Origin of the sequence: Cohnella abietis (assembly GCF_004295585.1) — a bacterium.
GTDB lineage: Bacteria > Bacillota > Bacilli > Paenibacillales > Paenibacillaceae > Cohnella > Cohnella abietis.
In genome coordinates, this window is the sequence record NZ_AP019400.1 from 6,153,674 (window position 1) to 6,167,321 (window position 13,648).

The 13,648-nt window shown below is 47.2% G+C and carries 17 protein-coding genes and 1 other annotated feature; of the genes, 1 reads left to right on the forward strand and 16 read right to left on the reverse strand.

Translation table 11 applies throughout. The features are described 5' to 3' along the window. Window position 1: 1 nt before the first annotated feature. The 16 genes from rplJ to KCTCHS21_RS27100 all read right to left on the reverse strand — a co-directional run bounded on the left by rplJ (window position 2) and on the right by KCTCHS21_RS27100 (window position 12,712). Entirely contained in the window at window positions 2–502 is a 501-nt protein-coding gene (gene rplJ / locus KCTCHS21_RS27025) for a 50S ribosomal protein L10 (RefSeq protein WP_130615228.1), read from the reverse strand. Between the two features lie 54 nt (window positions 503–556). After that, window positions 557–743, reverse strand: a sequence feature (ribosomal protein L10 leader region). Window positions 744–819: 76 nt separating this feature from the next. Further along, window positions 820–1,512 (reverse strand): 50S ribosomal protein L1, encoded by a 693-nt coding sequence (gene rplA / locus KCTCHS21_RS27030; RefSeq protein ID WP_130615230.1) that lies wholly within the window; start codon window positions 1,510–1,512, stop codon window positions 820–822. A gap of 95 nt (window positions 1,513–1,607) precedes the next feature. Beyond that, a complete protein-coding gene (gene rplK, locus KCTCHS21_RS27035) occupies window positions 1,608–2,033 on the reverse strand; it encodes a 50S ribosomal protein L11 (protein WP_130615232.1) in 426 nt (141 codons plus the stop codon). A 78-nt stretch (window positions 2,034–2,111) separates the two neighbouring features. Then, a complete protein-coding gene (nusG, locus tag KCTCHS21_RS27040) occupies window positions 2,112–2,645 on the reverse strand; it encodes a transcription termination/antitermination protein NusG (protein WP_130615234.1) in 534 nt (177 codons plus the stop codon). A gap of 25 nt (window positions 2,646–2,670) precedes the next feature. Then, complete coding sequence (gene secE, locus KCTCHS21_RS27045) at window positions 2,671–2,880, reverse strand: preprotein translocase subunit SecE (protein ID WP_130615236.1); 210 nt, start codon at window positions 2,878–2,880, stop codon at window positions 2,671–2,673. Window positions 2,881–2,898: 18 nt separating this feature from the next. Further along, window positions 2,899–3,048: a 50S ribosomal protein L33 gene (gene rpmG, locus KCTCHS21_RS27050; RefSeq protein ID WP_120979940.1), complete on the reverse strand. Its 150-nt coding sequence runs from the start codon at window positions 3,046–3,048 to the stop codon at window positions 2,899–2,901. Between the two features lie 430 nt (window positions 3,049–3,478). Beyond that, window positions 3,479–4,129: an RNA polymerase sporulation sigma factor SigH gene (gene sigH, locus KCTCHS21_RS27055; RefSeq protein ID WP_130615238.1), complete on the reverse strand. Its 651-nt coding sequence runs from the start codon at window positions 4,127–4,129 to the stop codon at window positions 3,479–3,481. Window positions 4,130–4,282: 153 nt separating this feature from the next. Next, a complete protein-coding gene (locus KCTCHS21_RS27060) occupies window positions 4,283–4,903 on the reverse strand; it encodes an NYN domain-containing protein (protein WP_130615240.1) in 621 nt (206 codons plus the stop codon). After that, on the reverse strand, window positions 4,836–5,792 hold the full coding sequence (gene rlmB / locus KCTCHS21_RS27065; protein WP_130615243.1) for a 23S rRNA (guanosine(2251)-2'-O)-methyltransferase RlmB: 957 nt from the start codon (window positions 5,790–5,792) through the stop codon (window positions 4,836–4,838). Before rlmB ends, KCTCHS21_RS27060 begins: the two co-directional genes overlap by 68 nt. 40 nt (window positions 5,793–5,832) lie before the next feature. Further along, window positions 5,833–6,270, reverse strand: a complete 438-nt coding sequence (locus KCTCHS21_RS27070) for a Mini-ribonuclease 3 (RefSeq protein WP_130616722.1) — start codon at window positions 6,268–6,270, stop codon at window positions 5,833–5,835. After that, entirely contained in the window at window positions 6,270–7,682 is a 1,413-nt protein-coding gene (gene cysS, locus KCTCHS21_RS27075; RefSeq protein WP_130615245.1) for a cysteine--tRNA ligase, read from the reverse strand. Before cysS ends, KCTCHS21_RS27070 begins: the two co-directional genes overlap by 1 nt. Before the next feature lie 6 nt (window positions 7,683–7,688). After that, window positions 7,689–8,384, reverse strand: coding sequence for a serine O-acetyltransferase (cysE, locus tag KCTCHS21_RS27080; RefSeq protein ID WP_130616723.1), 696 nt, complete (start codon window positions 8,382–8,384; stop codon window positions 7,689–7,691). Window positions 8,385–8,887: 503 nt separating this feature from the next. Further along, complete coding sequence (gene gltX, locus KCTCHS21_RS27085; protein ID WP_130615247.1) at window positions 8,888–10,342, reverse strand: glutamate--tRNA ligase; 1,455 nt, start codon at window positions 10,340–10,342, stop codon at window positions 8,888–8,890. Window positions 10,343–10,371: 29 nt separating this feature from the next. Next, window positions 10,372–10,848: a 2-C-methyl-D-erythritol 2,4-cyclodiphosphate synthase gene (gene ispF / locus KCTCHS21_RS27090; protein ID WP_130615249.1), complete on the reverse strand. Its 477-nt coding sequence runs from the start codon at window positions 10,846–10,848 to the stop codon at window positions 10,372–10,374. A gap of 5 nt (window positions 10,849–10,853) precedes the next feature. Beyond that, window positions 10,854–11,543: a 2-C-methyl-D-erythritol 4-phosphate cytidylyltransferase gene (gene ispD / locus KCTCHS21_RS27095; RefSeq protein ID WP_130615251.1), complete on the reverse strand. Its 690-nt coding sequence runs from the start codon at window positions 11,541–11,543 to the stop codon at window positions 10,854–10,856. A 77-nt stretch (window positions 11,544–11,620) separates the two neighbouring features. Further along, a complete protein-coding gene (locus KCTCHS21_RS27100; protein ID WP_130615253.1) occupies window positions 11,621–12,712 on the reverse strand; it encodes a PIN/TRAM domain-containing protein in 1,092 nt (363 codons plus the stop codon). A 191-nt stretch (window positions 12,713–12,903) separates the two neighbouring features. Here KCTCHS21_RS27100 and KCTCHS21_RS27105 point away from each other — a divergent pair, with 191 nt between their 5' ends. Next, a complete protein-coding gene (locus tag KCTCHS21_RS27105) occupies window positions 12,904–13,299 on the forward strand; it encodes a nucleoside triphosphate pyrophosphohydrolase family protein (protein ID WP_130615255.1) in 396 nt (131 codons plus the stop codon). The last annotated feature ends 349 nt before the right edge of the window (window positions 13,300–13,648 follow it).

Genomic DNA, 13,648 nt, shown 5'->3' on the forward strand with positions numbered 1-13,648 from the left:
CTTACGCGCTTGCTTCGTTCTTCTCCGAAACCGCTTTGACAGCGAGTGCGAAGTTGCGAACTGGTGCTTGCAGGACGCTGAGCAACATGGAAAGCAATCCATCGCGGGACGGAAGCTCTGCAAGTGCTTTAACTTGAGCTGCATCAACAAAACGACCTTCAACTACGCCGCCTTTAACTTTAAGAGCATCGTTTTTCCGAGCAAAATCACTAATGATTTTCGCTGGAGCAACAACATCTTTACCGAAAGCAATAGCAGTAGGTCCAGTTAAGATAGACTCAAGCTCGTTCAATTCAACATTTGCAGCAGCACGGCTAACCAAAGAGTTTTTCAACACTTGGAATTCAATGCCGGCTTCACGCAATTGTTTACGAAGCTGTGTTACTTGCGCCACGTTCAAGCCACGATAGTCAGCAATAACCGTACAGTTGCTTTCGCGTAGCTTAGTCGCAATAACCTCAACCTCTTGCTCTTTTGCCTGAATGATTTTCGCATTTGCCATTGTGTACACCTCCTAAGTCTTGGCATTACCGTATATTTATCTCGCAATAGTCTGGGAGGCATAAAGAAATGCCTCCGCAGATTCGCGAAGGCATGACGTGATCTTACTCTATTATCAAAATGCAGCGCACTTTGCAAAAGAGGAAAACTCTATCCACACACCTCGGTAGGGAATTAAGCTTGCATAACGGTTAAAGGTTATGTGTCGCACCTACGGTCTACGGTATCCATATTCAATTTCAGCTTTATTAGCTTACCACTAGGGCTTGCCAATGTCAAAGACAGTTTTTACCGTCCGAGCTCCTAGGAGCGATCGGTTTAGCGATAAACGGACGCATTTACACGAGCGCCTGGTCCCATCGTCGAAGAGATCGAGATGTTCTTCAGGTAAATGCCCTTGGAAGATGCGGGTTTAGCACGGCTCAATGCCTCAATCAGAGCATTAAGGTTTTCATTCAATTTCTCAGAATCGAACGAAACCTTTCCGATTGGTGCATGGATTTGACCTGCTTTGTCGAGACGATATTCGATTTTACCGGCTTTAATCTCAGCGATGGCTTTTGCAACATCATTCGTTACAGTGCCTGCTTTAGGGTTAGGCATCAAACCTTTACCCCCGAGAATACGGCCAAGCTTACCGACTTCACTCATCATGTCCGGAGTTGCAACGCAAACGTCGAACTCGAACCATCCTTGTTGGATTTTAGCGATGAGGTCTGCGTCTCCTACATAATCCGCGCCAGCAGCTTCAGCTTCCTTCAGCTTGTCGCCTTTTGCGAATACGAGAACGCGTTGCGTTTTGCCGGTGCCGTGAGGCAGGACGACTACGCCACGTACAGCTTGATCTTGCTTTCTCGGATCAACGCCGAGACGGACAGCCGCTTCAACAGTTTCGTCGAATTTAGCTGTTGCCGCTTTCTTCACGAGCTCGATTGCTTCCAACGATTCGTAGGTAGCATCGCGATCGATCAGCTTAACGGACTCTGCATATTTCTTACCGTGTTTAGCCAAGTTGTTCTCCTCCTTTGTGGTTTTAACGGAAGTTTCCTCCCACAAGCGGTTCTAGGAACCGCGTTACGTTAGTCAGCCATATCAGCTGCAAACGATTAGTCTTCGATTACAACGCCCATGCTGCGAGCAGTTCCTTCGATCATACGCATAGCTGCTTCAACGGAAGCCGCGTTAAGATCTTGCATTTTTTGCTCAGCGATATCACGTACTTTCGCACGTTTAACTGTAGCAACTTTTTTCTTGTTCGGTTCGCCGGAGCCCTTAGGGATTCCTGCAGCTACGCGGAGCAATACCGCTGCTGGTGGCGTCTTCGTTTCAAACGTAAAGGAGCGATCCTCGAATACAGTAATAACAACTGGAATGATTAATCCCACTTGATCTGCTGTGCGAGCATTAAACTCTTTACAGAATGCCATGATATTTACGCCAGCTTGACCTAGTGCAGGACCGATCGGTGGCGCAGGGTTAGCTTTACCCGCATTAACTTGCAGCTTTACCAATTTAATGACTTTTTTTGCCATGATGCACACCTCCTTAACCCATAATGCGGTTTAACGGAACTCTCGTCCCTCCCGCTCGTTCAAGAAACCCTTAATCGATTAAATCTTCTCCACTTGTGTGAAGTCCAATTCAACCGGAGTTTCCCTTCCAAACATGTTAACGTGAACCTTAAGCTTGCTTTTCTCGGGCAGAATTTCTTCTACAGATCCGACAAAGTTGGCAAAAGGACCCACCATAACCCGAACGTTTTCTTTGATCTCGAAATCGATAACCGGCTTCGGCTCGTCCATTCCCATATGCTTTAGAATTCCTTCTACTTCATCAGGAAGAAGTGCCGTTGGTTTCGATCCCGAACCTGTGGAGCCAACAAATCCAGTTACACCCGGAGTATTGCGAACCACGTACCAAGAATCGTCCGTTTGTACCATCTCGACAAGAACATAGCCGGGATATACTTTACGCATAACCGTCTTTTTCTTACCGTCCTTGTTTACAATTTCTTCTTCCATTGGCACAAGGACGCGGAAGATCTTGTCTTGCATACCCATAGACTCCACACGTTTCTCCAGGTTAGCTTTAACTTTGTTCTCGTAACCGGAGTACGTGTGTACTACATACCATCTTTTCTCCATGGAAAAGCCACCTTTGGTTCCTGCGTCAAATGATTAAATCGACGAGGGATGAAATACCGATGTCCAGAACCCAGAAGTAGATCGTAACCAGCAGCACCGTCACAATAACAATGATTGTGTAGCTGACGAGCTCTTTCCGGCTGGGCCAACGGACTTTCTTTAATTCGTTCCAGCTATCACCGAAAAACGAAAAAAAGGACCCAAAGTTTTGTTTCATTTTGGCCAGGAAAGTCACGTTCATACCTCCTAGGATTTAGCGCGTCTCGCGATGAGGAGTATGTTCATTGCAAAATCTGCAGAACTTCTTCAACTCGATGCGATCGGCGTGCGTCCGTTTGTTCTTGCTCGACGTGTAGTTCCGATGCTTGCAGTTCGTGCAAGCTAGAGTGATAATCACCCGCATCCCTTCCACCTCCCGGGATCAAAACTTCAAAAAAATACAACCATGCAGCGGAAACCTCAGCTTGGCGAACCAAGGCTGATCTTGGAATCGTCGTGTGTTCACAAGACACCACGACAACGAATCCAGGTGTTTCGCCGATGATTCAGAGCCAGCGCATAAGAAGCCACGTTAAGGTTACTAAAATAATTTATCACAGGGGGTAATCGATGTCAACGAAAAGTGTCACCAGCCTACCTTTGGAACACCATTCTGCTGTCGAAGATTACACTCTACTCTAGCAACCCTGTACCTATTCTTCCATTTTCGCATCTATCTTAAACCATATGAAACAAAAGATAATCAACTCTAAGATGATTAAGCTTGTATAAGTGCATAAAAAAAGCAGCGCGCTGCTTCGGCTGCCGGTACGATCCATATAAGTGCTAGTTACTTATTGAGCAAGGTCGCGTGCCTCAAGATACCGCTCAAGCTTACGCTTCACTCGTTGCAAAGCGTTATCAATTGACTTCACGTGCCTGTCGAGATCAACGGCAATTTCCTGATAAGAGCGTCCGTCCAGGTATAGCATAAGTACCTTGCGTTCTAAATCGCTCAAGATTTCAGACATCTTATCCTCGAGGCCGTAAAACTCCTCTTGGTTAATAATCATTTCCTCCGGATCACATACTCTTGAACCGCAGATAACATCGAGCAATGTTCGATCAGAGTCCTCGTCATAGATCGGCTTGTCCAAAGAAACATAGGAATTGAGCGGAATATGCTTCTGCCTAGTGGCAGTTTTAATTGCAGTAATGATCTGACGAGTAATGCATATCTCAGCAAAAGCCTTAAATGAAGCTAGCTTATCGCTTTTGAAGTCACGGATCGCTTTGTATAAGCCGATCATTCCTTCTTGCACAATATCTTCTCGCTCAGCACCTATTAGAAAATAAGAGCGCGCTTTCGCCCGCACGAAATTTCGATATTTATGAATAAGATACTCCAACGCTTCACTGTCACCCGTGCGAACGAACTCTACGATGTCCTCGTCGGCCTTGAAGTCGTATTCACGCGTTGCCAGTCTCTCCAAGTCGACGCTCACACGAACATCCCTCCGGTCTGCATTGGCGTACTGGAACCTTTTGCTCTACCAAACTATTACCAATATACTTGATATGACGCATAGCGTCAATGATTTTGCCGTTTCCTACGCGTTTGTCCGATGGTAAAACTGTAAATAAAATACACGACTCAGTTAATTATCACTAAGTCCTCTTCTCATTCGTTCCAATCTGCGCTGTACCTCATCTGACAAAACAGCATCCAGCGGATTCTTTTTTATCGGCGAATCTCTTTTTATTACCGTCTGAATGTCTGTTCTACTTTGCCGCACTTCGATTCGCAGCTCGTGTGCTGTAACCCGCAAAGCTCCCCGTCCGAATGCCACATGCTGCTCTACCTGATCCGATGTTGCCACATAAATATTGCGTCGAACTGACGTCCACTCTCCAACCAAGCGTTCAATGCATTCATCGGCCGTTTCCCGTTCTCGGGTATACACGATTTGCATTTTCTTACGATGATTGTACTCCGCGCCCGCGCCTGGAACGCGGAAAGCATCGAATACGACGATAACGATGAGTCCCGCGTAGCTCTGGTAATCCGCAAGCATGCTCAAGAGCTGATCTCGAGCATCCTCCAGCTTCTCTTGCTTCAATGCAACCAGCTCTGGCCAAGAGCCGATGATATTGTAGCCGTCCACCAGCAGCACATCTTCGCGTTGGAAATTGCGCGTTGCTCGCACGTCCTTAAACCGGACTCGACTGCGATGCGCCGCTTTTCTTGAGCTCCTGCTGACGTTGGCGCACAACCTCATACAGGATAACCCCTGCTGCAACAGAAGCATTCAAGGAATTAATTTGTCCAACCATCGGAAGGGAGAGAATAAAATCACATCTTTCCCGAACTAACCTAGAAAGCCCTTGCCCTTCATTGCCAATAACGATCGCCAGCGGCCCTGTAAGGCTCGTGTCGTAGAAGCCTTCCTTGGCCCCTCCATCCGCTCCTGCAATCCAGAGACCGGCAGCCTTGAGCTTCTCCATCGTCTGTACGAGGTTAGCTACACGCGCAACAGGTACATATTCGACAGCGCCAGCTGATGTCTTGGCAACAACTGCCGTAAGACCCGCACTTCTGCGCTTAGGAATAATGACACCATGCACACCTGTGCAATCTGCAATCCGCAAAACCGAGCCTAAATTATGCGGGTCCTCAATCTCGTCCAACAGGACGATAAGCGGAACTTCACCCTTGGCAGCTGCACGCGCGAGTAGCTCGTCAACCTCAACATATGCGACTGCAGCCGCTTGTGCAACAACTCCCTGATGCTGAAGGTCCGGAACGAGTCGGTCGAGCTTGCTCTTATCCACCTGCTGGACGACTATTCCACGGGCTTTAGCCTCTTCCATGATGGGCTGAACAAGGCTGCGCTGTGCCTGATTGGACATGAAAATTTTGTTAATTGATCGTCCTGCCTTCATCGCTTCTAGCACTGGGTGCTTACCAGCCAAATATTCTTCTTCACCGCTCAACGAGCTTTCAGCTGCCCATAGCTCTTTATCCAATGCAGATTCCTTGTTTGCAGGAGCTACTGGATTCGACTTGTCATTGTCTTTACGTCCGTTATTTGCAGCCTGCCACCCTGCTCTGGTTTTACGTTCTACAGGGCCACGGTTTCCCGGTGCTCTCGGCTTGTAATCACTCATAATCATCTTCCTTTATCTAAATTGCTATTATTGGCCGAAATTAATCTTGTTTATTGGTCACAAATGCAAGGTCCATCAGCTGCTCCAACCGTTCCTTTTGCCCATGGTAATACAAATGTCCGACTAAGCATTCTAATGCAGTAGCATGACGATAATCAGCAGGATCAGCGTTCTTAGGGGGCTGTCCTGACTTCGTGTTACGTCCGCGACGCACAATATCGGCTTCCTCTTCCGAAAGAAGGGGTACCCATCTCTCTAGAAGCTTAGCTTGTGCAGCTGCAGAAACGTAGCCTGTCGCCGCACGATGCAGCTCATGCGGCTTTCGATTGAATCCTGCCACTAGGCGTTGTCTAATGTATATTTCAAAGACAGCATCTCCAACATAAGCCAGGACAACAGGAGATAACATATTAATCGGCACATCTGTAGGCACGACGGGTGAAATAACGGGGTCTATAACTTTACTTACCCGCTCCATCATTTGCGCCGCCAACGAATGCCTTGAGGTGTATCCTCCAACACAATTCCACGATCCGCTAACAAATCTCGGATTTCATCCGCCCGTGCGAAATTACGATTAGCCCGTGCCGACGTTCGCTCTGCAATCAGCGAATCCACTTCCTCATCCAACAAGCCAGCTTCTTCGATTTGCGGTAGCAGTCCTAAAACACCGTTCATCTCTTCGATGCGTGTTAGAATCAGTAATAAATCTGACTCACTTACCGCCTCACGCTGTAAATAAGTATTCACTTCCGTGACAAGACCAAACCAAGCTGTTATCGCATCTGGTGTGCTAAAGTCGTCCTCCATACGGGAGTGGAATTCCTCTTTCAGCTTATCAAGCCTTTGCTTCAACGCTTCATCACCTGCTAAGGCAAGCGTGCCCGTCGCAACAGAGGAGAGACGATGACGGACATTGTCCCGGCAATTCGTCAACCGCTCAATGCTGTTCGTAGCCTGACGAATGGTTTCGTCACTAAAATTAAGTGGACTACGGTAATGAGTTGCCAGCATTAAATAACGAATCGTATATTTACTTGTCTTCTTGAGCAATTGCCGTACGTTAATACCATTGCCCAATGATTTAGACATCTTCTCATTGTTAATGTTTACGAAGCCATTGTGCATCCAGTAGCGCGACAAGGGCTGACCCGTCAAGGATTCAGATTGTGCAATCTCACACTCGTGATGAGGGAATTGCAAATCATGTCCGCCTCCATGGATATCCAGGGTATTACCAGCATACTTGTGCACCATCGCAGAGCACTCGATATGCCATCCAGGACGCCCCTCGCCCCATGGACTTGGCCAATGAATTTCTCCCGGCTTAGCCGTCTTCCAGAGCACGAAGTCCTGTGGATTTTCTTTGCGCTCATCGACATCTATACGGATACCATATTGCAATTCATCGAGGTTTTTATGAGAAAGCTTACCGTATTCCGGGAATGATCCCGTACGGAAATAGACGTCTCCGCCGCTTTCATAAGCAGATCCCTTCTCGACTAAGCTTTCGATGAATGTCACGATTTCTGTTATGTTCTCCGTTACCCGTGGTGAAATGGTCGGGTCGTGAGCACCAAGCGCAGCCCGATCCTCCTTAAACGCCAATATAAAACGTTCAGCCAGCTCTGGCACTGTAATGCCAAGCTCATTAGCTTTGCGGATCATTTTGTCATCTACATCCGTGTAATTAACGATGTAATTAACCTCTAAGCCAATAGCCTCCAAATAACGTCGAACGACATCAAAGAAAATAACCGGACGTGCATTTCCAATATGGATATAGTCGTATACAGTCGGTCCGCATACATACATATTTACTTTTCCCGGCTCACGCGGCACGAACGTCTGCGGCGCTCTAGTCATGCTGTCGTAAATTTTGAGTTTCACCTGATATTAGCTCCTTTTACTATCATTAGCCAAGAGGGCTACGGGTTCATTGTTCCCGTTCGTTTCATTGGCTTTGAGACGCTCGATCTCTGATTTTAGCTCGTTAATTTCCTTCTGCATGAGTCGGAAGGTTTCAATAAGCGGATCCGGCAGGTTCGTATGGTCAAGCCGGTCGCCGATCTTCATGCCATTACGCTTTACAACACGTCCAGGAATACCGACAACCGTACTATTGGGTGGTATTTCTCTAAGTACAACCGAGTTTGCCCCAATATTAGAGTTACCTCCTACTGTAAACGATCCAAGCACCTTCGCGCCAGAAGCGATAACGACACGATTACCTATTGTCGGATGGCGCTTCCCCTTTTCTTTCCCTGTTCCGCCAAGCGTTACCCCTTGATAAATAATAACCTCATCACCGATCTCGCACGTTTCGCCGATAACGACGCCCATGCCGTGATCTATGAACAGTTTACTCCCAATACGAGCTCCGGGGTGAATCTCAATTCCCGTGAAAAATCGACTCACTTGGGAAATCACTCGGGCGACTGAAAATAACCGATGGCGATAAAAGAAATGGGCGATGCGATGAGACCAAATCGCATGTAAACCTGCATACGTAAATACTACTTCGAACCAGCTTCTGGCAGCAGGATCGTTCTCGAATACTGCTTCTATATCGGATTTGACCGTTCTCCACATCCCCATCTTCCACCCCACCTATCTCTTCTCTATCTAAGTAAAACGGTCTCGTCGCCATTAGGACGGCGGAACACGTCAGTAAAATATAAAAAAGCCCCTGCAGCTACGTAGCTGCAGAGACGTCATGACGTGGTCCCACTCTGCTTGAGCTCCTGTCCTCAGGGACATCGGCTCCTTATCGGATAGTTAACGGGATCCCCCCGGCACCGCTTACCCGATCATCCACTGTTCCATGATACTAGATCACAGTACATCGGAAGACCCATCAGCGGCGCAGCTCCCAGGCGCAATTCAGTTTCGTACAGAATGTAGCGGCTCTCAGCCTAGACCGCCTTCTCTGATCATTCGTAAAGCGAAACTTACTTTCCTGTTCGTCGCACGTTTTCGATATATAGATTAATTATATCCGAACCCCTGTCAGGTGACAAGAGATGTGACACGTTTCCCCTTAGAACGGATTAGCTAAGTGAGTATGCAAGCTTAGAATAATCCACTCAAATAGATTAATTCGCGAGGCGCTTCAACACTTCATTTCTTCCTAGCAGCCAAATCGTTCCGTTCAAGTCCGGTCCATGCATTTGACCCGTGAGTGCGATACGTATTGGCATGAATAGCCCTTTACCTTTTACGCCAGTTGCGACTTGGACTGCTTTAATCCACGCTTTGATATTATCGATAGTGAAGTCTTGTTCAGAAGCGGCATCTATATTGCTCCGGAATGCGCTCAACACAGTAGGTACCGTCTCCTCTTTCATCACGATTGCAGCTTCATCGTTCAGCTCCGGAACCTCTTGGAAAAATAAATCAGATAGAGGTACAATCTCAGCTCCGAATCTTAGATGATCGCGGAACAAGGTGACTAAAGCCGTAGCCCACACCAAATCTTGCTCGCTTGGCTCCTGCGGAAGGCGACCTGCTGATTTCAAGTGTGGAATGCAAAGCTGGATGATACGCTCCGGCTCAGCAAGCTTCATGTAGTGTTGGTTTAACCAGCTTAGCTTCGCTGTATCGAATACAGCCGGGCTCTTGGAGAGACGGTTCTCGTTAAAGATCTCAATTAGCTGCTCTCGGGAATAAATCTCCTCTTCCCCTTCCGGAGACCAGCCAAGCAAAGTAATAAAGTTAAATAGAGCTTCAGGCAGATAGCCTAATTCGTCATATTGCTGAATGAATTGAACGATGGACTCGTCACGTTTGGACAGCTTCTTGCGTTGATCATTAACGATTAGTGTCATATGACCGAACTGAGGAGGCGTCCATCCAAACGCTTCATAAACCATTAGCTGACGAGGCGTGTTCGTAATATGGTCTTCACCACGCAATACATGCGTTATAGCCATCAGATGATCATCCACTGCAACAGCATAATTATAGGTCGGAATACCGTCCTTCTTCACGATGACGAAATCACCGAAGTCGTCAGAACGGAAGGAAATTTCTCCTTTGACCGTATCCTGAAACGTATAAACGTGGTCAGTCGGAACCGTAAAACGCACGCTTGGAATTCTTCCTTCGTCTGCAAGCTTGCTTTGCTCGTCGGGAGTTAGGTTACGACATTTCCCAGAGTACTTCGGAGTTTCACCGCGTTCCGTTTGCTCCTCGCGCTCCCGCTCCAGCTCCTCTTCATTGCAATAGCAACGGTAGGCTAGCTTCTGATCAAGCAATTGCTGAGTATGCGTTCGGTAAATATCAAGACGCTCAGTTTGACGGTAAGGACCATACTCACCTAGACGATCGATGCTTTCATCCCAATCGACACCAAGCCATTTCAGATAAGTTAGCTGACTTTCTTCCCCGCCTGCTATATTTCTTTTAACGTCTGTGTCTTCGATACGGATAATAAAATCACCACCATGGTGGCGTGCGAATAGGTAGTTAAAAATGGCTGTACGCGCATTACCAATATGTAGATTGCCCGTCGGGCTTGGTGCGTATCTTACTCGAACCTTAGTCGACATGTTAGTTCCTCCGTTAATATCATATTCTTTTATGCCTTCACCAACAGAACAACCGCCTGCGAGGCGATACCTTCACCCCGACCGGGAAAGCCTAAACGTTCAGTAGTTGTCGCTTTTACGTTGACTTGGGATTCCTCACATTCAAGCGCTTTGGCAATAACAGTAACCATCGCCGGGATGTATGGCGCCATCTTCGGCGCTTGCGCGATAATTGTCGCGTCAGCGTTACCGAGCTTGTAGCCTCGCTCCTTAGCCAGTCCCCATACATGCACTAGTAATTTGACGCTATCTGCGTCTTTGAATTCCGGATCGGTATCTGGAAAGTGCTTTCCGATATCTCCAAGGGCAAGAGCCCCGAGAATGGCATCGCTTATCGTGTGAAGAAGCACATCTGCATCGGAATGTCCTAGTAACCCTTTTTCATATGGAATGTTAACACCGCCGATAATGCACGGACGTCCTTCCACCAGCTGGTGAACATCGAAGCCTTGTCCCACTCTAATCATTGTGACTATTCCTCCCCCATACGCCTTGCCAGCAGAAGCTCTGCAATAGGCAGATCCTCTGGCGTCGTAATTTTAATATTGGCATAATCACCTTCGACAATTGCAACCTTACGCCCTAATCTCTCCAGAAGCATAGCATCATCTGTTGCTGCTGCGCTTTCCTCCCGCGCCTGGCGATGCGCATCCATAAGCTCTACACGCCAAAAAGCCTGCGGAGTCTGTACACTCCACAGCGTCCTACGTTCCGGAGTTGCAATAATAAACCCGTTACCATCCGAAACTTTAATTGTATCTTTAACAGGAACGGCTAGTGCGGATGCACCATGTTCTTCCGCAGCCTTACAGCATGCGGTAATCTGCTTAGCAGTTACTAATGGTCTAGCTGCATCATGGACTAATACACCTTCCGTATGTAATGCCGCCAAACCTGCATATACACTATCCTGCCGCTCTGCGCCGCCCGGTATGATCAATGATATTTTCCGAAACCCTTCAAGCCTGATTATCTCGCCAGCTTTCTGCTGCTCACCCGATGAAACAACTAAAATAATAGATGTTACAGCTGAGCATTGCTCAAATGCTTCAAGCGTATGAGCAAGCACTGTCCGACCGGCAAGCTCAAGGTAGGGCTTATTATCGGCAGCTCCCATACGAGTGCCTCGCCCTGCCGCAACCACGACAGCTCCCCAGTCCATATAATATCTCCTTTTCAGACAAACAAAAGACGGGACACAAGAGCGCGCCCCGCCCGTATTTCTATTATCATACCTTGTTAGAGCGCTTTTTCCAATAGCTTAGGCTTAGCGAAAATCATCCGGCCAGCAGATGTCTGAAGCACACTTGTGACCAGCACCTCCATCGTAGTTCCGATGAATTCCCTTCCGCCTTCTACCACAATCATTGTGCCATCATCCAAATAGGCCACACCTTGCCCATGCTCCTTGCCGTCCTTAATAACCTGAACAACAATTTCTTCTCCAGGAAGCACGACAGGCTTAACCGCATTAGCCAAATCATTAATATTTAGCACAGAAACTCCTTGCAGCTCGCACACTTTATTCAAGTTAAAGTCATTAGTAACCACTTTACCCTGCATCGCCTTTGCTAGCTTAACGAGCTTACTGTCAACCTCTCCAGGCTCATCATTCGCATCTTCGTAAATAAGTACTCTGACGTCTAGCTCCTTCTGAATTTTATTAAGGATGTCTAGTCCCCTCCGTCCTCTATTGCGCTTAAGCAAATCAGATGAATCCGCGATATGCTGAAGCTCTTCTAGTACGAATTCAGGTATAACTAATGTCCCTTCAATAAAACCCGTTTTGCATATATCTGCAATACGACCGTCAATGATAACGCTTGTGTCTAAAATTTTGTGTTCCTCATACCGGGGTCCCTCATTTTTCGGAATTTCTACACTTCTGCGTGTCCGGAGCCAATCTCCGACCTCGTCCTTTTTATACATGCCAATCTTAAGTCCCGTATACCCGAGCGTAAGCGCCGTAATGGCTGCCAATATTTGCCCCACATGCGGAATATCCGTCATAAAAGGATACAGGAAGGAAGAAAGTGCAAGACCAAAGGTCAAACCTACCAAACCGGATAGAAGCTCTGACATAGGATAATTGGACAGTCTATCAATTCCACGCTGTAAAGCACGTGTAAGCGGAGCAGCGAAAGCCGTTGCGAGTAAAAATCCTGTGCATGCCCCTACAACTGCACTGAAGGATCCTCCTCCACCAGTTGAAGCACCTAACATCGAACCCATCCATGACGCCTCAGATGCTATCTGCCAAGTTGACATTGCTTGACCTAGCAAAGCACCTAGTACTAAGCCGACGATCTGGATAACTCTCTTCATTATCATAAAATTCACTCCCTTTCTTGTTAAGAAGTCAGAAATATCGTTACTAGTATGTTCCAATTTTTTACTTGCTAACCTTCACTAAGCTTAGATATTAAAGTTTATTCAAAATTGTCAGCTTCTTTTGATATCTGGGAACCCATGATTTATAATGAAAGTGGCTAAGTAAATAAAAGGTAACCGAGGTGGAATGGATGGGCGCACCTACGCTCCAGGAGTTTCAGAGTCAGGTGTCGGAATTATTGCTCCGTCATCGTAGTCTGCTTGACGTCGTTACGAAGTACAGTCAATCCAATGCATCTGTCAACCGGGCCGTATCCAAATCCATCACAGAGTGCGGATGTATCGAGCTAACTGCTAGAAACCAAGGGTTTTCCGAGGAGATGCCGCTTGACCAAGCGAATCGCCAATCGAAATCCCACATGGAGGGCAACCTCTGTGAGCAATGTCGCGAGGTTATTCGTAGTGAGATGGGCAAGAATCTGTTCTACATGTCAGCCATGTGCAACCTGCTGGACATCAGCCTTGAAGAAGTCGTCACCAAAGAAGCTGACAAATGCTCTACGCTGGGCTGGTTTAACTTAACTTAATATTTTTTAAAAAGGCATTATTCACGGCAAAAGGCAGCACCCGTTTTATGGGATGCTGCCTTTTTGTTTGTTTACGCTGTGGAGTTTGGTGCTGAGTTTGGCTCCGAGTTACGTTGTCCCTCCGACTAATTATCATCTTACGCTCTGTTTGGCGCTGAGTTATGCTGCATCTCCGACTAATTATTACCTCGCTCTCTGTTTGGCTCCGAGTTACACTGCCTCTCAGACTAATTTTCACCTGGCTCGCTATTTGGCTCCGAGTTACGCTGTCCCTCCGACTAATTTTCACCTGGCGCTCTATTAGGCTCCGAGTTACGCTGCATCTCTGACTAATTTTCACCTGGCGCTC